At 50.1% G+C, this 19,426-nt stretch carries 17 protein-coding genes and 2 tRNA genes; 14 read left to right on the top strand and 5 right to left on the bottom strand.

Annotation, left to right across the window (positions count from 1 at the left end):
• The first annotated feature begins 53 nt into the window (after positions 1-53).
• Positions 54-1,046 (top strand): YvcK family protein, encoded by a 993-nt coding sequence (locus BZG76_RS05145; protein ID WP_077460386.1) that lies wholly within the window; start codon positions 54-56, stop codon positions 1,044-1,046.
• Here the strand turns inward: BZG76_RS05145 and BZG76_RS05140 are convergent.
• The 3 genes from BZG76_RS05140 to uvrB form a co-directional block, all read right to left on the bottom strand.
• Positions 993-1,352 carry an Hpt domain-containing protein gene (locus tag BZG76_RS05140; RefSeq protein WP_021022320.1) on the bottom strand — a complete coding sequence of 120 codons (360 nt, stop codon included), beginning with the start codon at positions 1,350-1,352 and terminating at the stop codon, positions 993-995. The two genes, BZG76_RS05145 and BZG76_RS05140, sit on opposite strands and share 54 nt — an antisense overlap.
• Positions 1,353-1,365: 13 nt before the next feature.
• Positions 1,366-2,829 (bottom strand): quorum-sensing sigma-54 dependent transcriptional regulator LuxO, encoded by a 1,464-nt coding sequence (gene luxO / locus BZG76_RS05135; RefSeq protein WP_241824046.1) that lies wholly within the window; start codon positions 2,827-2,829, stop codon positions 1,366-1,368.
• 346 nt (positions 2,830-3,175) lie between these two features.
• Positions 3,176-5,203, bottom strand: a complete 2,028-nt coding sequence (gene uvrB, locus BZG76_RS05130) for an excinuclease ABC subunit UvrB (RefSeq protein WP_077460385.1) — start codon at positions 5,201-5,203, stop codon at positions 3,176-3,178.
• 646 nt (positions 5,204-5,849) lie between these two features.
• Between uvrB and BZG76_RS05125 the strand changes: the two genes are divergently transcribed.
• The 10 genes from BZG76_RS05125 to gloA all read left to right on the top strand — a co-directional run bounded on the left by BZG76_RS05125 (position 5,850) and on the right by gloA (position 13,346).
• Positions 5,850-5,925 (top strand) — tRNA-Asn (locus BZG76_RS05125).
• A gap of 36 nt (positions 5,926-5,961) precedes the next feature.
• Positions 5,962-6,037, top strand: a tRNA-Asn gene (locus tag BZG76_RS05120).
• Between the two features lie 319 nt (positions 6,038-6,356).
• Entirely contained in the window at positions 6,357-6,941 is a 585-nt protein-coding gene (rsxA, locus tag BZG76_RS05115; RefSeq protein WP_021022315.1) for an electron transport complex subunit RsxA, read from the top strand.
• Entirely contained in the window at positions 6,938-7,513 is a 576-nt protein-coding gene (gene rsxB / locus BZG76_RS05110) for an electron transport complex subunit RsxB (RefSeq protein WP_021022314.1), read from the top strand. The genes rsxA and rsxB overlap by 4 nt, the downstream gene beginning before the upstream one ends.
• Positions 7,513-9,816: an electron transport complex subunit RsxC gene (rsxC, locus tag BZG76_RS05105; RefSeq protein WP_077460384.1), complete on the top strand. Its 2,304-nt coding sequence runs from the start codon at positions 7,513-7,515 to the stop codon at positions 9,814-9,816. The genes rsxB and rsxC overlap by 1 nt, the downstream gene beginning before the upstream one ends.
• Before the next feature lie 5 nt (positions 9,817-9,821).
• Positions 9,822-10,901: an electron transport complex subunit RsxD gene (gene rsxD / locus BZG76_RS05100; protein WP_077460383.1), complete on the top strand. Its 1,080-nt coding sequence runs from the start codon at positions 9,822-9,824 to the stop codon at positions 10,899-10,901.
• A complete protein-coding gene (gene rsxG, locus BZG76_RS05095) occupies positions 10,898-11,536 on the top strand; it encodes an electron transport complex subunit RsxG (RefSeq protein ID WP_077460382.1) in 639 nt (212 codons plus the stop codon). The genes rsxD and rsxG overlap by 4 nt, the downstream gene beginning before the upstream one ends.
• Entirely contained in the window at positions 11,533-12,231 is a 699-nt protein-coding gene (locus BZG76_RS15415) for an electron transport complex subunit E (protein WP_021022310.1), read from the top strand. The genes rsxG and BZG76_RS15415 overlap by 4 nt, the downstream gene beginning before the upstream one ends.
• 12 nt (positions 12,232-12,243) lie before the next feature.
• Positions 12,244-12,885 carry an endonuclease III gene (nth, locus tag BZG76_RS15410; RefSeq protein WP_021022309.1) on the top strand — a complete coding sequence of 214 codons (642 nt, stop codon included), beginning with the start codon at positions 12,244-12,246 and terminating at the stop codon, positions 12,883-12,885.
• Positions 12,886-12,929: 44 nt separating this feature from the next.
• Positions 12,930-13,346 carry a lactoylglutathione lyase gene (gene gloA, locus BZG76_RS05085; protein ID WP_021022308.1) on the top strand — a complete coding sequence of 139 codons (417 nt, stop codon included), beginning with the start codon at positions 12,930-12,932 and terminating at the stop codon, positions 13,344-13,346.
• Between the two features lie 192 nt (positions 13,347-13,538).
• Here gloA and motY read toward each other — a convergent pair whose 3' ends face one another.
• Positions 13,539-14,450, bottom strand: coding sequence for a flagellar protein MotY (motY, locus tag BZG76_RS05080; protein ID WP_021022307.1), 912 nt, complete (start codon positions 14,448-14,450; stop codon positions 13,539-13,541).
• Between the two features lie 213 nt (positions 14,451-14,663).
• On the opposite strand from motY, the gene rnt reads away from it, so the two are divergent.
• From rnt to BZG76_RS05065, 3 genes are all read left to right on the top strand, one after another.
• Positions 14,664-15,332, top strand: coding sequence for a ribonuclease T (rnt, locus tag BZG76_RS05075; RefSeq protein ID WP_021022306.1), 669 nt, complete (start codon positions 14,664-14,666; stop codon positions 15,330-15,332).
• A gap of 436 nt (positions 15,333-15,768) precedes the next feature.
• Positions 15,769-17,082, top strand: coding sequence for a porin (locus BZG76_RS05070; RefSeq protein WP_077460381.1), 1,314 nt, complete (start codon positions 15,769-15,771; stop codon positions 17,080-17,082).
• A gap of 361 nt (positions 17,083-17,443) precedes the next feature.
• The gene (locus BZG76_RS05065; protein ID WP_077460380.1) at positions 17,444-18,766 is read left to right on the top strand and encodes a Na+/H+ antiporter family protein; all 1,323 of its coding nucleotides are present in this window, start codon (positions 17,444-17,446) and stop codon (positions 18,764-18,766) included.
• A gap of 126 nt (positions 18,767-18,892) precedes the next feature.
• Here the strand turns inward: BZG76_RS05065 and grxD are convergent, their stop codons facing one another.
• Positions 18,893-19,231, bottom strand: coding sequence for a Grx4 family monothiol glutaredoxin (gene grxD / locus BZG76_RS05060; RefSeq protein WP_021022303.1), 339 nt, complete (start codon positions 19,229-19,231; stop codon positions 18,893-18,895).
• Positions 19,232-19,426: the final 195 nt, after the last annotated feature.

Below are 19,426 nucleotides of genomic sequence, written 5' to 3'. Positions count from 1 at the left end.
GACGATTAAGGTAACATTAGTGTAATTTTTCTGTCTGTTTAGGTCTCTCGGCAATGCGCCATCCAACGCTTTCTGATCCAGCGATTTCCCACCAAACCGTGTCTGATCAAGATCGATCAGCCCAAAGTTCATCTCACCAAGCAAACGTCACGTCTTCAACACGTATTGTCGCCCTTGGCGGTGGACATGGCTTAGGGCGAGTATTATCTGCATTAAGTGAGCATGGAAATCGCGTGACCGGCATTGTCACTACGACAGATAACGGCGGATCAACGGGCCGTATTCGCGCCTGCCAGGGAGGAATAGCCTGGGGTGATATTCGTAATTGCTTGAATCAATTAATTACCGAACCATCAGTGGGCTCTATGCTGTTCGAATACCGATTTAAAGGCAAAGGCGAACTGAATGGGCATAATTTAGGCAATTTAATCCTGACGGCGCTCGATAATTTATCCGTTCGCCCCTTAGAAGCGATTCAGCTGATTCGCGATCTATTAGATGTACGTCCGCATCTTCTGCCGATGTCTGAACACCCAGCAGAATTAGCCGCATTAACGGCCGACGGCGAAACCGTCGCGGGGGAAACACACATTGATGAGCTCTCTGCGCCCCCCACACGTTTATTTCTCTCGCCAACCGTACCGGCCACACGTGAAGCCATGGATGCAATTGCACAGGCAGACATGATACTGCTCGGCCCCGGCAGTTTTTTAACCAGTGTCATGCCACCTTTACTGGTTCCCGAATTGGGACGAGCGCTCAAGCATACGCAGGCAAAAATTGTTTTTATCCGTAATTTAGGCAAAGAAATCGGTCCGGCGGGCGAGATGTCTCTCGATACCATGTTGACGTGGTGCGAACGTGCGATGGGAGGCAAAAAGGTTGATGTTATACTCGGAGAGAAAAGCGCGACACAGCTTGACCCAGACTATCAACAAAAAGAGGCCGAGCTGGCCTCTTCAAATCATCATTGGCGTCACGACCGGGATAAGCTACGTCAAGCTATTGATGAAGTCCTGCTCGACTGCCATCTCCCGGTATGTTGACGCCGTCCCTTGCAGCATTTCGGTAAGCTCATCCAGGTGATGTGACATCCACTCGCGCTGGCCTTGCTTAACACGCGATTCGCACTCGCGCGCCATTTCGGCTAAATCATCGGCACCAAAACTGGCGGCACTGCTTTTAATCGCATGGCTGATTTCACGGATTTGCTCAATTGATGGCGAGCCAGCCAGTTGAGAGTGATACTGAGATAATTCATCACTAAATACAGTGAGCAAAACGGTCACCGTATCCTCTCCCACTTCTAATGCCAATCGACGCAATGTTTCAGTATTTACTGTGGTGGCCATACATCCGTTCCTATCATTCATTCGCCGCAGTTTTTTGCCAGGCTTGCAGTTTTCGGTACAAGGTTGAAGGACTCACTTCGAGTAACCCGGCCGCTTGCGGGATATTGCCATTACACACATCAATCGCCGCTTCAATGGCGCGCTTTTCAATTTTCCATAAAGGCTCGATATCCGCTTTACTCAACGACGATGGCGTTGAATCTGGTGACTCTCGCGTCACCAGGTGATTCGGCGAAAAGGCACTCGTCGTGACGTCAGACCCTGCGTTATGCTGCGGTGATGCAATTTCGGCACCAGAAACGCGATTCACCGGAGGAGGAAGCATTTCTTTGCTGACTTCTTCACCATTATGCAGCACAACAATGTTGCGAATCACATTTTGCAATTGACGAACGTTACCCGGCCAGTCATAACGCAGCAGGAGATCGGCTACCTCATCACTGAAGCGACAAAAATCTTTACCCTCTTCTGCAGAAAATACAGCGAGCAAGGCATTGGCAATCGCGAGTACATCGTCACCGCGTGCGCTTAAAGGCGGCAGTTCAAGTGGAATCACGTGCAGACGATAATAGAGGTCTTCACGAAACTTTCCTTGCTGAACCTGAAGCCAAGGATCTTGGTTGGTTGCACAAACAAATCGAACATCCACGTTTTTGACATGCGAAGAACCGACTTTTTGAAAGCTACCCGTTTGAATGAAACGTAGCAATTTGGATTGCAAATCCATATCCATTTCGCAAATTTCATCTAAAAAGAGAGTGCCGCCATGCGCCATTTCTGCCGCCCCTTCACGCTCAGCCGCCGCCCCGGTAARCGCGCCTTTGACATGGCCAAACAGCTCACTTTCAATCAGATCTTTGGGAATAGCGGCACAATTTAATGCAACAATAGGCTTATTACTGCGGGTGCTGGCTGCATGAATGGCCTCGGCACAGACTTCTTTCCCGGTGCCACTTTCACCTGTAATAAAAACAGTCGCTTTGCTTGGGGCGGCGGATTCAATCACGCGGTAAACCGCTTGCATCGGTAAGCTACTGCCGATGAAGCCATGATATTCGCTTTCGGGCTTGCTGGTGTTGGATTGATGGCTGGATTTAGGCTTGAGCGACTTATTCACCGTGACGCGCAATTGATCCGCTTCACAAGGCTTAATTAAGAAATCATTGGCGCCATGGCGCATCGCGTCGACTGCCGCGTCAATCGAGCCATGAGCGGTCATGATGATCACCGGCAAGTCTGGCTCGACAGCACGGACTTTTGCCAGCACATCAATCCCTGACATATCGGGCAGGCGAAGATCCAGGATGATCAACGCAAGTTGGTCGCCTTCTTGTTCAAAGAAAGTCAGCGCATCCTGCCCTTTGCCCACAATGGTGACATCGACATCCAAGGGATTTAAATACGATTTGTATAACGCCGCGACCGACGCTGTATCTTCCACCATCAATATTCGTTTATTGGGTGACAGTGCTGGCATTTATCCTCCAAGAATCACATCGCTGCCTGGGGTCTTCATAAAGCATACAGTCTTCATTGAGCCCATAGCCTTCATAGAGCCTGTAATATTCATTGGCTCAATTGCACGAGCGTATGCGAAATGCGTTGCATTATGCAAAATTTCCCACATTATATCTTTGCTTATGGCTTAAAACCACACGTTTTGTCGATGTAATCGCCTTTTTAATTTTTGGCACGCCAAATGCATCCTATTGTGTGACCCTAAGGGGTCACCTAGCCAACTGACGTTGTTTGTGAGTTATTACTCACTGAAACACTGTAGCCAACCTGACTCTTAGGTTGGCTTTTTTTTATCTAGCTCTTATCTAACTGTTGGCGATAAACTGCTCGCGCAGCCCCTGGAGCCGATCGCGCAATTGAGCTGCCGTTTCAAACTCAAGGTTTTGTGCCGCTTCTAACATTTGGCTTTCAAGCTTTTTAATTTCCGCATCAATCGCTTGCGGGGATTTCAGTGCATAATCTGCATCTGGCTCGGCAACAGCACGTAACGACTTCGCGGACGATTTATTCGCCTTGCTTCGCTTACCGGTGCCGATTTCCATCACGTCCATCACTTTTTTGTTCAATTTCTGCGGTGTGATGCCATGTTCCTCATTGTAAGCCACTTGCTTGACGCGACGCCGCTCGGTTTCATCAATCGCACGCTTCATCGATTTGGTGATCCGATCACCATATAAAATGGCTTTACCGCGTAGGTTACGCGCAGCACGGCCTATGGTTTGAATCAGCGAGCGTTCAGAGCGCAAGAAACCTTCTTTATCGGCATCCAAAATGGCAACCAAAGAGACTTCTGGCATATCTAACCCCTCTCGTAGCAGGTTGATCCCCACCAAGACATCAAACTCGCCAAGCCGTAAATCGCGAATGATCTCCATGCGTTCAACCGTATCAATATCAGAGTGCAGATAGCGCACGCGCACATCGTGCTCTTGCATATATTCGGTTAGGTCTTCGGCCATACGCTTGGTTAATGTGGTCACAAGCACCCGTTCATTCAGTTCGCGCCGGGCACGTACTTCTGAGAGTAAATCATCGACCTGAGTGGCGACCGGGCGCACTTCAATTTCAGGATCAATAAGCCCCGTCGGTCGCACCACTTGATCGATGATGTCTGACCCTGATTTCTCTTGCTCATAATTGCCCGGTGTCGCCGAGACATAAACTGTCTGTGGGGCGAGTGCTTCAAACTCATCAAACTTAAGTGGCCGGTTATCCAGCGCCGACGGTAAGCGAAACCCATAATCGACCAGTGTTTCTTTACGTGATCGATCACCTTTGTACATGGCACCAATCTGAGACACAGTCACGTGAGATTCGTCGATAATCAGCAAGCCATCAGCCGGCAAATAATCAAATAGCGTCGGCGGCGGCTCGCCTTGAGTCCGGCCACTCAGGTAACGTGAGTAGTTTTCAATCCCGGAACAATACCCCAGCTCGTTCATCATCTCGATATCAAACTGCGTGCGCTGAGTTATCCGCTGCTCTTCCAACAACTTGTTATTTTCAAGCAGCGTTTTTTTGCGATCAGCGAGTTCCACTTTTATCTGCTCAACCGCTTCCAAGATACGCTCTCGCGGGGTGACATAATGCGTTTTGGGGTAAATGGTACAGCGTGGCATATCTTTGACGCTGACTTGACCGGTCAATGGGTCAAAAACGCTAATGGTTTCAACTTCGTCATCGAAAAGCTCAACTCGGATCGCGTCTTTGTCTGATTCGGCGGGGAAAATATCAATCACTTCACCGCGAACTCGGAATGTGCCGCGCTCAAATGCCAGATCATTACGGGTATATTGGAGTTCCGCGAGACGCTGTAAAATAGTGCGCTGATCCAGAATATCACCGCGCCGGATATGTAACATCATTTTCAGATACGCGTCGGGATCCCCCAAGCCGTAAATGGCCGATACCGACGCCACAATGACGACATCACGCCGCTCCATTAAGGCTTTAGTTGCCGAAAGCCGCATTTGTTCAACCTGATCATTGATTGACGCGTCTTTTTCGATAAAGGTGTCGGTTGAAGGCACATAGGCCTCTGGTTGATAGTAGTCGTAGTAAGAAACGAAATACTCCACCGCGTTATCCGGGAAAAACTCACGCATTTCACCATATAACTGAGCCGCTAGGGTTTTATTGGGCGCCAGTATCATCGTGGGTCGATTCAGTTCCGCAATCACATTGGCCATCGTGAATGTTTTACCTGAGCCCGTTACCCCCAATAATGTTTGATGCGCGAGGCCCGCATCGAGCCCCTCACATAATCGGTGAATGGCTTCAGGCTGATCGCCCGATGGTTGAAAAGCAGAATGCAGCGAAAACGTTTTACTCATGAGGCTGTCCTGTTGGGTCGTCTGACCAAGTCATCTTATTGTCCTGACTCACCTGACGGAGTCAACGACTCTGACTGCTTACTGGTTGCGTGTAAAATGCGATCTTTTTCGCGTAGAGTTCTTGATCTGAAAATCGGACCTAGGTAACCTATCGGTCCTCTTTTGGAACCCTTACCCCTCCTTCCCGCAAAAAAATCGCAACATTCAATGATCATCACTGTATTTATCCCCGATACTCAATGACTGACGAAAAAATAATCTGTGCATAATATTGACATTCCGCCTTCGTCATACTCGTGCGCACTTACCCATAAAAAATCAATAAAATCATAACCATAAAAACACAAAACAATTTCGTGATTATCGATGTTTTGCATAAAATCAACCATGTAGCGAGTTTATCAAGATTCACACACATGGTTATCCACAGAATCTGTGGGTAACCACTGAAAGCCCTTGCCTTACTGGGGTGAATAAAAGTCAAGTCCAAGTTCGCATCAATGCTTAATCGATCGCCATTGTGGTGCTTTTATCAACGCCAACGGCTAGCTTTTCAGCAGTCAGTTGAAAAGATGGATTTTCTTAGGGTTGATGAGTTGACACTTTTTCAGGGGCTCGCTAAGATTCGCCCCGTTCTCAAGGCAATTCCCCCATAGTTCAGTTGGTAGAACGGCGGACTGTTAATCCGTATGTCACTGGTTCGAGTCCAGTTGGGGGAGCCAACCTTGAAATCAAAAAGAATACATCAGTAAATCGATTCCCCCTTAGTTCAGTTGGTAGAACGGCGGACTGTTAATCCGTATGTCGCAGGTTCGAGTCCCGCAGGGGGAGCCACTTCCTTCGTTTTAATTCTACTCTTTCCAAGTCACTGTCTGATCTGCTTCGCAGATTATGTCGCTATTCAACCAAACGCTATTTAACCAACGTTGACTGAGCGGTCTGCTTAGACTTGACTATTCTCTCCCTCGAAACAGCATTCTCATATTGATCGCCCCTTCTGTTCTACCACTACCCTTTACTAAGCCGGTCGCAAATCAAGCGTCACTGATAGCTTACAGCAGGTCAGGCAAAAACCCTGCTTGATGGCGGTTGTTATAGCCGCTTCAAAGGTCGATAATAGGCAGATCACAAAAACACTAAATGATTAAATAGCATGGTTGAGTATTTGTTGCTATTAGTGGGCACTGTCTTGGTCAATAACTTCGTTCTGGTGGAGTTTTTGGGCCTGTGTCCATTTATGGGCGTATCAAAAAAACTAGAGACAGCGATTGGCATGGGCTTAGCCACAACCTTTGTGCTGACCCTGGCATCGGTGAGCTCGTACCTGGTTGAAACCTATATCCTCATTCCGTTAGATCTTGGCTACTTGCGCACACTGAGCTTTATCCTCGTCATTGCCGTGGTCGTGCAGTTCACTGAGATGGTGGTACACAAAACCAGCCCCACGTTACACCGGTTATTGGGCGTTTTCTTACCACTGATCACCTCAAACTGTGCGGTGTTGGGTGTTGCTTTGCTCAACGTAAAACAGCAGCACAGCTTTATTGAATCCATCATTTATGGTTTTGGTGCGGCTTGTGGTTTCTCGCTGGTGTTGATTCTATTTGCCGCGATGCGTGAGCGTATTGCCGCGGCTGATGTGCCGGCTCCCTTCCGGGGCGCGTCTGTTGCTATGATCACCGCAGGTCTGATGTCGCTCGCCTTTATGGGCTTTACTGGATTGGTGACCTTATCATGAGTGGAATCGTGATCGCAGTGATTGTTATCGCTGCCCTCGCCGCTATTTTCGGCGCAATTCTTGGTTTTGCCTCGATCCGCTTTAAAGTCGAGGCCGATCCCATTGTCGATCAAATTGATGCCATCCTGCCACAAACGCAATGTGGCCAATGTGGTTATCCTGGTTGTCGACCCTATGCCGAAGCGATTGCTAATGGCGATGAAATCAATAAATGTCCCCCTGGCGGGCAACAAACCATCGAGAACCTCGCCAACCTGATGGGCGTTGAGGCGACAGAATTGGCGCATGATGAAGAAAAAAGCATCAAAACCGTTGCCTTTATCCACGAAGAAGACTGCATTGGCTGCACTAAGTGTATTCAAGCGTGTCCTGTTGATGCGATTGTCGGTAGCACCAAAGCCATGCATACCGTGATTGAACAAGATTGCACTGGGTGCGATCTCTGTGTAGCACCCTGTCCGACCGATTGCATTGAAATGATCCCCGTCCAGGACACACCAGAAACCTGGAAGTGGCAGCTCGACCAAATTCCGGTAGTAAACATAACCGACAATCAGGGGGCACGCGCCTGATGGAAAGTCTCATTGAACAAATTAAACACGGTCAGATCTGGGATTTTCACGGCGGTATTCATCCACCCGAGCACAAAACCCAATCTAACCAAAACGCGATTCTTGAGCACATACTGCCATCTGAACTGGTTATTCCGTTAAAACAACATATTGGCAGTAAAGGCAAACTACTCGTTAGCCAAGGCGATCAGGTCCTCGCTGGACAAGCTCTCACCGAAACCGACATTCAGCAATGTGTGCCGGTGCATGCTCCAACCTCAGGCACCGTAATTGCAATTGAAGATAGAACCATCGCCCACCCTTCTGGGTTATCCGATCGCTGTGTTGTGATTCAACCGGACGGTAACAATACATGGGGCGCAAAACCCGCTTTTGCTGAGTATCACACCCAAACACCTGAACGCCTGATTGACCATATTCGCGCTATGGGCATTGCGGGAATGGGGGGAGCGGGTTTCCCTACCGCCCGTAAACTACAAACCGGCCTCGCACGAACCGAGATACTGATCATCAACGCCGCCGAGTGTGAGCCCTATATCACCGCCGACGATCGCTTGATGCAAGATTGCGCCGATGAAATCGTCGCGGGCATCCAAATTCTCAACCACATTGTGAAGCCAAAACTGGCGGTGATTGGTATTGAAGATAACAAGCCCGAGGCGATTGCTGCGTTAAATGCCGCTGTCGACGCGGTTGAGGACGACATCCTCATTCAAGTTGTGCCGACCAAATACCCATCAGGGGGTGAAAAACAGCTCATCCAACTGATCACAGGAAAAGAGGTACCGGCCAAAGCCTTTCCGGCCAGCATCGGCGTGTTGATGCAAAATATTGGCACCACATACGCGATTAAGCGCGCCGTGCTAGACGGTGAGCCGCTTATCAAGCGCGTGGTAACCCTGACCGGGAAAACGCTCAAAACCCAGCAAAACCGCTGGGCACTATTGGGCACGCCGATTGGCGAACTATTAGCTCAGCACGGCTATAAAGCGGATAAAAAACAGCCACGGGTGATTATTGGCGGCCCGATGATGGGCTTTACGGTGCCTCACGCTAAGGTGCCCATCACCAAAACGACTAACTGTGTGTTGGTGCCAACCCGCAAAGAAATAGCACCAGCCAAACAAGAAATGGCCTGTATTCGGTGCAGTGCCTGTGCCGATGTGTGCCCCGCGCATCTTCTCCCGCAGCAGCTGCAGTGGTACGCGAAAGATYAAGACTATGACAAATGCCAAGACTACGATCTATTTGATTGTATTGAATGTGGCGCGTGTGCCTACGTCTGTCCTAGTGAGATTCCGCTGGTGCAATATTATCGCCAAGCCAAAGCCGAAATCCGCGAGATTGAAGCAGAAAAAGAGGCGGCCGAACGGGCGCGCCAACGCTTTGAAGCCAAAAAAGCGCGGATGGAACGAGAAAAGCAAGAGCGAGAAGAAAAACACCGCAAAGCAGCGGAACGTCGCAAACAAGCTGCACAGCAAAATGCCGGCTCTGGCGATGCCTTAAACGCTGCAGTTGAACGGGTGAAGGCGAAAAAAGCGGCGCAATCGGCCGATAACGACGTGAAACCTGCAGTCGCCGCTGCGATTGCACGCGCAAAAGCCAAGCAAGCCGAGGCAGCGAAATCCGGCAGTGATGAGCCAGATAACAGTGAAATGATGAAGTTGCGCGAGGAGCGCAAACGGCAAGCCCGAGCGCGTAAGGCGGCGAAAGAGACGCAAAAACCCGCGCAAGCCATAGCGTCGCAGGCAGGATCAGAAAACACTGACAACCAAGATGGTAAAAAAGACGCCGTAGCGGCTGCCGTTGCCCGTGCTAAGGCCCGAAAAGCSGCKCARCAARGYGAATCAAGCGCTGATTCGTCGGCYTCRRCTGAAAGCCAAACCGCAACAGCCAACAAMACGTCAGACACTGGCGAAGCCAGCGATAAAAAAGCCGCTGTCGCCGCTGCCGTTGCCCGTGCTAAGRCCCGAAAAGCCGCTCAGCAAAGTGAATCAAGCGCTGATTCGTCGGCTTCAACTGAAAGCCAARCCGCAACAGCCAACAAAACGTCAGACACTGGCGARGCCAGCGATAAAAAAGCCGCTGTCGCCGCTGCCGTTGCCCGTGCCAAAGCGCGAAAAGCGGCGCAACAAGGCGAATCAAGTGCTGATACATCGGCTTCAACTGAAAGCCAAACCGCAACAACCAACAAAACGTCAGACACTGGCGAAGCCAGCGATAAAAAAGCCGCTGTCGCCGCTGCCGTTGCTCGTGCCAAAGCGCGTAAAGCCGCTCAACAAAAACAAGATAATAAGGAATAATCAACGTGGCGTTTTTCATTGCAAGTTCACCACACGCCCACAATAAGCGCTCCACCAGCCATATTATGCTGACCGTTCTCCTGTGCGCATTACCAGGACTCGCGGCACAGTGGTATTTCTTTGGATGGGGAGTATTAATCCAGCTAACGCTCGCCGTGTTAACCGCCTGGACAACAGAAGCACTGGTGATGCGGTTACGTCGCCGCCCGGTGATGGCCTATTTACGTGACAATAGCGCGCTGCTCACTGCATTTCTTTTGGCCGTCGCGATCCCCCCGATGGCACCTTGGTGGGTGATCGTAATTGGTACCGCGTTTTCTATCATCGTTGCCAAGCATATTTATGGCGGGCTGGGTCAAAACCTGTTTAATCCCGCCATGGTTGGCTATGTAGTGTTGTTGATCGCATTTCCAGTACAAATGACCACCTGGCTACCACCCGAAAGCCTTGCCACCCATGCGTTAACGTTCGGTGATACCCTAGCCGCTATTTTCAGTGGCTATACGTTGGACGGTTTTAGTGTTAACCAACTCCGTATGACCGTCGATGGTGCGACCATGGCCACGCCACTGGACACCATAAAAACCGCATTAGCCGGCGGACAAACCGTCAGTGAGGCCTTGCAACAGCCTATATTTTCTGCCGTTGGTGGCAAAGGCTGGGCCTGGGTGAATACGCTGTATCTGCTCGGTGGTTTGGTATTGATTCAACGCGGTGTGATCAACTGGCATATTCCGGTTGCGGTACTCACCGCCTTATTATCAAGCTCACTGTTGGGCCACTTGATTGCGCCCGATCAGTTAGCGTCGCCGCTGATTCATTTGTTGTCTGGTGCGACCATGCTGGGGGCATTTTTCATCGCCACCGATCCGGTTTCCGCATCTACGACGGACAAAGGGCGCTTGTGGTTCGGCGGCCTCATTGGGGTGTTGGTGTACTTGATCCGTACTTGGGGTGGCTACCCCGACGGTGTCGCGTTTGCAGTGATTATCGCTAACTTATGCGTGCCTTTGATTGATTACTACACCAAACCGAGAACTTACGGCCATGCGAATAAGCGGGCAGAGAAGAAGTCACAGTCATGATTGAAACAATACGAAAACATGGGGGCATCTTGGCGATCGCAGCCCTCTTATCCACCGCATTAGTGGCGGTTACCAATGCGCTGACTGAAGACACGATAAAAGAGCAACAACAAATTCAGTTATCCAAAGCGCTCAATCAAGTGGTCCCAAAGGCGCGCCATGATAATCCGCTTCACCAAAGCTGCCGCCTGGTGACAAACTCGGACGCACTCGGCACTGACGAGGCGCAACCTTTTTATGTCGGCACCTTGAACGATGAGGTGACCACGGTCGCCATTCAAACCATCGCCCCCAATGGCTACAATGGCGCGATAAAAGTGCTGATCGGGATGGATGCGACCAGTCATCAAGTTTTGGGCGTACGGGTCCTCGAGCACAATGAAACCCCAGGCCTGGGAGACAAAGTGAGCTTACGTGTGTCGGACTGGGTACAGAGCTTTAGCGGCAAGACAGTGACCAGTGAAGACGATAAACGCTGGGCGGTCAAAAAAGATGGCGGTCAGTTCGATCAGTTTACCGGTGCGACCATTACCCCCCGGGCGGTGGTTTCCGCGGTAAAAAAAGCGGCCTGGTTTGTCAGCCAGCAACAAGCTACCTTGCTTAACCAACCAGTCAATTGCGGAGGTGCGTCGTGAACAGTGACCACAAAGCGCTGATGAAAAATGGCTTATGGAGCAACAACCCCGCCTTTGTGCAGCTGCTGGGGTTGTGTCCACTGCTGGCAGTCTCTGCCACCGTCACCAATGCGCTGGGCCTCGGCATTGCAACACTGGCTGTGCTAGTGGGTTCCAACTTAATCGTGTCGGTGATCCGAGAATGGGTGCCTAAAGAAGTGCGTATTCCAATTTTCGTGATGGTGATTGCCTCGTTGGTCACCTGTGTGCAATTGGTGATGAATGCCTATGCTTACGGCCTTTATCAGTCACTCGGGATCTTTATCCCCTTAATTGTCACCAACTGTATTATTATCGGCCGCGCTGAAGCCTTTGCCTCAAAAAACCCGGTTGGCTTATCGGTTAGTGATGGGTTTTGGATGGGAACGGGCATGACTGCAGCGCTGGTGATACTCGGCGCGATTCGAGAGATTATTGGTAACGGCACCTTGTTTGATGGCGCCGATCTGTTACTCGGTGATTGGGCCTCGGTACTACGGATTGAAATTTTCCAATTCGATACCAAATTCTTATTGGCGATATTGCCACCCGGTGCATTTTTAGCGGTGGGCTTTTTGATCGCTCTGAAAAACATCATTGATACCCATCTTGCCAGTAAGACAGAATCCGAGCAGAAACCAGTGATTGAACGTGCGCGGATCACCGGCAATCAGTGACGGGATAGGGAAATGAATAAAGAAAAACGACAACAGATTTTGGAGCGGCTGCGAGACAACAATCCAACACCGCAAACAGAGCTGCATTGGTCTACCCCTTTCGAGTTGTTGATTGCAGTGTTACTGTCTGCCCAGGCTACCGATGTGAGTGTCAATAAAGCTACCGATAAACTCTATCCGGTGGCCAACACACCAGAGGGCTTATTGGCACTAGGTGTGGATGGGGTGAAGTCCTATATCAAAAACATCGGCCTGTTTAATTCCAAAGCCGAGAACGTGATTAAGACCTGTCGTGCGCTGATCGAACAGCACGGTGGTGAGGTGCCAGAAAACCGCGAGGCGCTAGAGGCCTTACCCGGTGTCGGGCGAAAAACAGCCAATGTCGTGCTTAATACCGCATTTGGTTGGCCCACTATTGCGGTCGACACCCATATTTTTCGGGTCTCTAATCGCACCAAGTTTGCGATGGGTAAAAACGTCAATGACGTGGAAGAGAAACTGAACAAGGTGGTGCCCAAAGCGTTTAAGGTTGATGTGCACCATTGGCTTATTTTGCACGGACGCTATACCTGCCTGGCACGCAAACCCCGCTGTGGCAGTTGCATCATTGAAGATTTATGTGAATATAAAGATAAAGTCTATCCAGACAGCTAACGCTATTTCAGGCGAGCACTGGCAAGTAATAAAGGAGCAACGTCATGTCTAACGGCAGAATTCTACACACCATGATCCGCGTCGGTGATCTGGATCGCGCAGTGAAATTTTACACCGACGTAATGGGTATGCGTTTGTTACGCACCAATGAAAACGAGCAGTATAAATATAGCTTGGCGTTTGTCGGTTACAGCGATGAGTCTGACGGTGCAGTGATCGAATTGACCTATAACTGGGGCGAATCGGAATACGATCACGGCAACGCCTTTGGTCATATTGCGATCGGTGTCGACGATGTTTACGCCACCTGTGATCAAATTCGCCAAGCCGGCGGCAATATCACTCGCGAGCCAGGCCCAGTAAAAGGTGGCAGCACTGAAATCGCTTTTGTCACTGACCCTGATGGTTATAAGCTCGAGCTTATTCAAAACAAGAGCGCGTCTGCTGGCCTAAACGGTTAACTGACACCTGCTCTCATGAAGCTCACACGCTTAACAGAGTGAGTCTTAGTGATAGCTACATAGCCAAGACAACAAAGCCCTGCTTCAACCGCAGGGCTTTGTTATTTCTGTCGCTCGGAACTAAGGTTCGCTTTTGGTTTGTCATCCCACCTCGGCTGAACGTCCGCCTACTCGCTGAACGTTGACTGTGCCTTATAACAAGGTCCTACCCAGAGAGATCACCACACGACGGTTTTTACTTCGGCCAATGGGATCCTCGTTATCGGCGACCGGCCGGCGCTCGCCATAGGCTTCAACGGTGATCCTGTCCTCAGGCAAGCCCAAAGAGGTAAAGTAGTCACGTAATTTCTTCGCCCGCCGCTCCGACATTTGTTGATTGGCGGCGCGTGTGCCTCGTGCATCGGAATAAGTGGCGACCAGGACCAAATCAATATCATCGCTATAGCGGACAAATTCGGCAATTTGGGTTAAGCGTTGGCGGCTCGCTTTGGTGAGCTCATCGCTGTTTTCTTGATAGCGCAACACGGTAAAGGAAATGTCCTCAAACGCGTAAGGCAATAAGGTGTTTAAGCATTGGCTAAATTCTTGGTACGGTGCCCCAAACGCCACCGCAGACAGGGCAACATCGATTTGACGCTGTTGGCGCCGCCAATCTTGAAAACTAAAGGTAGGAAAGCGACCTTCTTCCAATTCGCTCAACATCGACCAGGCCGTTTGGCCGCCGACATAGCCATCAAACTGTTGGAAAAACTTAAGCTGGTCCATATATCGGGCCGGTTCACCGGGCATCCAATCGGCAGGCATGGATAGCAAAGATACCGGCGCTGTCTCACCCATAGGACGCTGCATCTCCAACTCGAAATCTACATTCATGTCTTTGCTGGCGCGCGAGGTAAACGACGCGAGCCCGTATCCAGGGATATTATGCTGCAGGCGGCACTCGATCGGTGTATCTATGGTCACCGCCCAGTTCGACTCGCCAAGCGATGCGACATATTGCTTGTTTGCATAAACATTACCCGCACTCAATAGACCCACGGTGAGGGCCAGCGCGCCCGGCAACACATTATTAATCAGGCATGGCTTAAAAAGGCGAGACGCCATTCTGGACTCCGAACTTCGCATGAGGCTCTGTACAGGCTTTATGATCCTTGGAGTGGCATATTTGCACACCTAAAGAGGATGCACCCAGCAGTGAGAGACGGTTTAACCAACAAGAGTAACGATAAAGATATCGACCGGCAAGATGGTGACTTTAGCTTATCGTCCGGATTTGCGATAATCACGCTCTGATTATTGTAAGTAAAGTGACATTGCATGAGCCAAGAAAGCGATCTAAACAGCCTTAAGGCCCGATTCCGTGGTTACTTTCCCGTTGTTGTTGATGTGGAGACAGCCGGGTTTAACGCCAACACCGATGCATTACTCGAAATTTGCGCGGTAACCTTAAAAATGGATGAGCAAGGCTGGCTCGCTCCGGATAAAACATTGCATTTTAATGTCACGCCTTTTGAAGGCGCCAACTTAGAGCCAGCGGCCCTTGAATTTACCGGCATTCGTGATCCCTACAGCCCCTTGCGCGGCGCGGTTGATGAAGGCGAGGCCTTAAAAGAGATTTTTAAGCTGATCCGTAAAGAGCAAAAAGCGGCAGAGTGCCAGCGCACCATTATGGTCGCCCACAATGCCAATTTTGATCACAGCTTTGTGATGGCCGCCGCCGAGCGCGCGAAGCTAAAGCGTAACCCCTTCCACCCTTTTGCCACCTTTGATACGGCGGCTTTAAGCGGCTTGGCTCTCGGGCAAACCGTGCTGGCTAAAGCCTGTAAAACCGCTGATATTGCTTTTGATAACAAAGAAGCCCATAGCGCCCTTTACGATACCGAGCGTACGGCCGAGCTATTTTGTGAAATTGTTAATCGTTGGAAGCGCCTAGGCGGCTGGCCTTTGCCCTCTGCGCCTGACGCGCAGGAAGAGACGCCCGAATAAAGCCCCAGCGCGTGAGCCGACCCACGGTTATCCGTTGCAGCAATAAATGTATGCTTTAATTGTTAACAACTTGTTTGTTGTCACATTTTTGTGATCTTATTTTGGCCTCTATTTAGCCAGCATATTAACCACGATTAAACAGGCACATAAGGAGTGAGCGACAGAATTAATTTATCCATATTACGCCAAACACGGGCTGAGATGAGTAATAAACGCTTTAGAGTATTTACTTAAAACAATCGATAGAAACATTATCAGCCCAACCAGGTGACATCGTGCGGTATCCGTTTTGAAACCAACCTTTAACAAACGCGAAATTGGTGCCAGTATTGAACCTGTAGAACATCCGACCACTTCTCTCGCCCACGTAAGATGGGCTTTGAAGCGGCGGCCCCAAAGAACAAGAAGCTTAATTAACATAGGAGTGAGGCGCGTTATGTCATCACTATTTAAGAAATCGCTAGTGGCAACCAGTTTATCTTTGTTAGCCGTACAAGCACACAGTGCCGGCTTCCAAGTATCAGAAACCTCGGTATCCGGTTTGGGGCGTGCTTTTGCCGGTGAAGCCGCTATCGCAGACAATGCCGCCGTCGGCGCACGCAACGCGGCTGCCCTAACCCGTTTTAACACCACCGCATTCTCGGGCGGCTTGACCATTATTGATCCCGATGTGCATGCAGATGTGGATAATGTAGGGCCTGCTAATGCCGCTACTTTGCAACAAGCAGGGCTATCGACAAATGAAAAAGATCTGGCTCCTACTGAGTATGTCCCGAACTTCCATTTAATTCAGCCGATTGATGATCGACTCGCCGTTGGCTTCTCAGCCTTTTCTAACTTCGGTTTATCAACCGAATATTCTAAAGATTTCGCAGCAGGACCCGCGGCGGGTGATACATCATTAGTCACCATGAACTTTAATCCCAATATTGCTTATAAATTGAATGACCAATGGAGTATTGGCGCAGGGATTAGTGCCATTTATGCCGATGCGGAGTTGAACCGATTTGCAGGGGTAGCAGCCGGACCCGGACCGCTGCCTCCGACGATACCTGGCACTACGCCTCAAAGCAGAATAGCTCACTTAAAAGGTGATGGCTGGGGCTTTGGCTGGAACCTCGGTACCCTTTGGGAGCTTGATGAAAATAACCGCTTTGGTCTCACCTATCGCTCACAAACCGATGTAACCCTTGAAGGTGATTATCAGGGGTTATCTTCATCCAACCAAAAGGTCGATGGTGAACTAGAGCTCAGCCTTCCTGAGGTTATTGAATTCTCTGGTTTCCACCAACTGAATCAACAAATTGCAATGCACTATAGTGCGATGTATGTCGGTTGGGATACCTTTAAAGAGCTGAAAGCAACCAGTGCACAATGTAATGATGGAACGTCAGGCCAGTGCTTGAGAAAAGAAGAAGGTTGGGATAACAGCTGGCGTTATGCGCTGGGTGCGACTTACACCATGGACGATCATTGGGCTTTCCGTGCGGGCTATGCCTATGATGAAAGCCCGGTGTCAGCAGAAAAACGCACGCTAAGTATTCCAGATTCTGACCGTCACTGGTGGAGCCTGGGTGCCACCTATACTGCCAATGAAAACCTCTCGATTGATGCCGGCTTTGCCTTCCTCGATGGTGATCAAGTCGGTGGTACCGAGGAACTAGTATCTGGTAACGCCGCAACGGCGACCGATTTTAGTGCCGGTGGCGATGCTTACATCTACGGTTTGCAGCTGAACTACTTGTTCTAAGCCCTGCGACTTCGCCATCACTCAACAAGTCGGCCTACATAGGCCGGCTTTTTTCGATCTAGTATCCCGCCTTGAATGACATTAGAAGTGATGATTGGCCGCTATGATGGAATAACGCGACCAAGCCTCGCACACAGACATGCCGTGAATCCATCCCTGGGGGCGGCGCCGCGCCCTATTTGCCTACTTTACTGGTCGCGAATTTCAGCAACGCTGACAAGCATGAAAGAAAGTAACCAAAAAAACCGATTACCCCTCGACACAGACAAAATTTTGCGCAAACTGGGTAGCTTAATTACAAAATCATAGATAACCCCTGCGGCAACGCTGCAGTGATAACCCCTATAACAGGAACGTTTCCATGAACCCGGTAGTCATTTCAGTCTGTGTCATGCTGGCACTGGCCCTTATGCGCGTCAATGTCGTCGTCGCACTCACCTTTAGTGCGGTCCTTGGTGGGCTGGTCGGTGGGCTCAGTATTTCCGAGACCATCAGTGCCTTTGAAGGTGGCCTTGGCGGTGGTGCCACTATTGCGCTCAGTTATGCGATGCTCGGTACCTTTGCGGTCGCAATTAGCCGTTCAGGGATCACCGATGTTCTCGCGCACTCGGTGATCCGCAAGCTTAACGCGCGCCCAACCGATGCCAATACCGCCACCTTTAAATATGTGGTCTTGGTCTTATTAGGCCTTTTGGCTATTTCGTCGCAAAACGCGATTCCGGTCCACATCGCTTTTATTCCTATTGTGATCCCACCTTTATTGCATGTGTTCCAACGCTTAAAGCTCGATCGTCGCCTGGTCGCCTGTGTGCTGACCTTTGGTTTGATCATGCCATATATGGTGTTGCCGGTCGGCTTTGGCGGCATCTTTTTGAATAATATTTTGCTGAAAAACCTCAATGACAATGGCCTAAACGTGGTCGCCAGCCAGGTGCCGACGGCAATGTTATTACCGGCAGCCGGGATGGTAGTCGGCTTGCTGATCGCGACCTTTATCAGCTATCGCCAGCCACGCCAATACAGTGAAGGGAACGTCCTCACTGCTGAGCCGGAAAACCACGCCATTAGCCCCCGTAACCTGTGGGTTGCAGGCATTGCGATTGTCGCGGCGTTAAGCGTGCAGCTGATGGCAGGGTCGATGATTGTCGGCGCATTGGCCGGCTTTATGGTGTTTACCTTTGGCGGCGTGATCCGTTGGAAAGACACCCAGGATGTGTTTACCAAAGGGGTACACATGATGGCGATGATCGGCTTTATTATGATCACCGCCGCTGGGTTTGCCGCGGTAATGAAAGCAACGGGTGGTGTGGAGTCCTTAGTCGCCTCTTTGTCAGGCTCGATTGGCGATAACAAACCGCTCGCGGCGTTTTTGATGTTGATTGTCGGTTTGCTAGTGACCATGGGGATCGGCTCGTCGTTCTCGACCATTCCGATTATCGCTACCATTTATGTGCCACTCTCACTGGCGTTTGGCTTCTCGCCGATGGCAACCATTGCCTTGGTGGGAACGGCCGCCGCCCTGGGCGATGCTGGCTCACCCGCTTCGGATTCTACTTTGGGTCCAACGTCGGGCCTGAACGCCGATGGCCAACATGAACACATTTGGGATACCGTGGTCCCCACCTTTATCCACTATAACCTGCCATTAATTGCCTTCGGCTGGTTAGCCGCGATGATGCTCTAGGGCGTAAACGCGCTATGTAAGTAAAAAGGCGGTATAGACAAGAAAAAAGCCACGTTTTATAACGTGGCTTTTTACCTGATACGGTTCGTTTCAGTGATACGGCGAGAGCCGGATAAACGCGAACAATTACTCGTTTTCACTCGCATCACGACGCGCGGCCGCTTCTTTGACCAGTGGCTGTAACTCACCTTTTTGGAACATTTCCAAGATGATGTCACACCCGCCAACCAGCTCTCCGTCAACCCACAACTGTGGGAATGTTGGCCACTGTGCGTAAACAGGTAGCTCTGCGCGGATCTCTGGGTTTTGCAACACATCCACGTAAGCAAACTTCTCGCCACACGACATCAGCGCTTGAGAGGCTTGTGACGAAAAACCACAGCTTGGTAGTTTCGGCGACCCTTTCATGTATAGCAGAATCGCGTTTTCTTCGATTTGCTGCTTAATTTTGTCCATTGTTTCCATTGCTTCCTCGAACACTGTCTGTGAATCTTATTTTGATTCTACTGGTTAACAGGCTGGAAAAAAATGCCTAAATGTTTTGTGGGATTAAGCGTAAAAATTTTGCTGCGATCCTTTTAATAAAGTAAAAACTTGCTAAACTAGACTTAGCAAAACGAAAATAGTAGTCACACTCGATGGTTAGGTGGCGATAACGGC

Source organism: Salinivibrio sp. AR647, assembly GCF_001995415.1.
Classification (GTDB): Bacteria; Pseudomonadota; Gammaproteobacteria; order Enterobacterales; family Vibrionaceae; genus Salinivibrio; species Salinivibrio costicola.
The sequence above is the reverse complement of the archived record's forward strand: the minus strand, read 5'-3'. Positions and strand labels throughout refer to the sequence as shown.

Bases quoted from the DNA above. Each gene is read 5' to 3' on its own strand.
- BZG76_RS05145 (WP_077460386.1), top strand. From the start codon at position 54: ATGCGCCATCCAACGCTTTCTGATCCAGCGATTTCCCACCAAACCGTG.
- BZG76_RS05140 (WP_021022320.1), bottom strand. From the start codon at position 1,352: ATGGCCACCACAGTAAATACTGAAACATTGCGTCGATTGGCATTAGAA.
- uvrB (WP_077460385.1), bottom strand. From the start codon at position 5,203: ATGAGTAAAACGTTTTCGCTGCATTCTGCTTTTCAACCATCGGGCGAT.
- rsxA (WP_021022315.1), top strand. From the start codon at position 6,357: ATGGTTGAGTATTTGTTGCTATTAGTGGGCACTGTCTTGGTCAATAAC.
- rsxB (WP_021022314.1), top strand. From the start codon at position 6,938: ATGAGTGGAATCGTGATCGCAGTGATTGTTATCGCTGCCCTCGCCGCT.
- rsxG (WP_077460382.1), top strand. From the start codon at position 10,898: ATGATTGAAACAATACGAAAACATGGGGGCATCTTGGCGATCGCAGCC.
- nth (WP_021022309.1), top strand. From the start codon at position 12,244: ATGAATAAAGAAAAACGACAACAGATTTTGGAGCGGCTGCGAGACAAC.
- gloA (WP_021022308.1), top strand. From the start codon at position 12,930: ATGTCTAACGGCAGAATTCTACACACCATGATCCGCGTCGGTGATCTG.
- motY (WP_021022307.1), bottom strand. From the start codon at position 14,450: ATGGCGTCTCGCCTTTTTAAGCCATGCCTGATTAATAATGTGTTGCCG.
- rnt (WP_021022306.1), top strand. From the start codon at position 14,664: ATGAGCCAAGAAAGCGATCTAAACAGCCTTAAGGCCCGATTCCGTGGT.
- BZG76_RS05070 (WP_077460381.1), top strand. From the start codon at position 15,769: ATGTCATCACTATTTAAGAAATCGCTAGTGGCAACCAGTTTATCTTTG.
- BZG76_RS05065 (WP_077460380.1), top strand. From the start codon at position 17,444: ATGAACCCGGTAGTCATTTCAGTCTGTGTCATGCTGGCACTGGCCCTT.
- grxD (WP_021022303.1), bottom strand. From the start codon at position 19,231: ATGGAAACAATGGACAAAATTAAGCAGCAAATCGAAGAAAACGCGATT.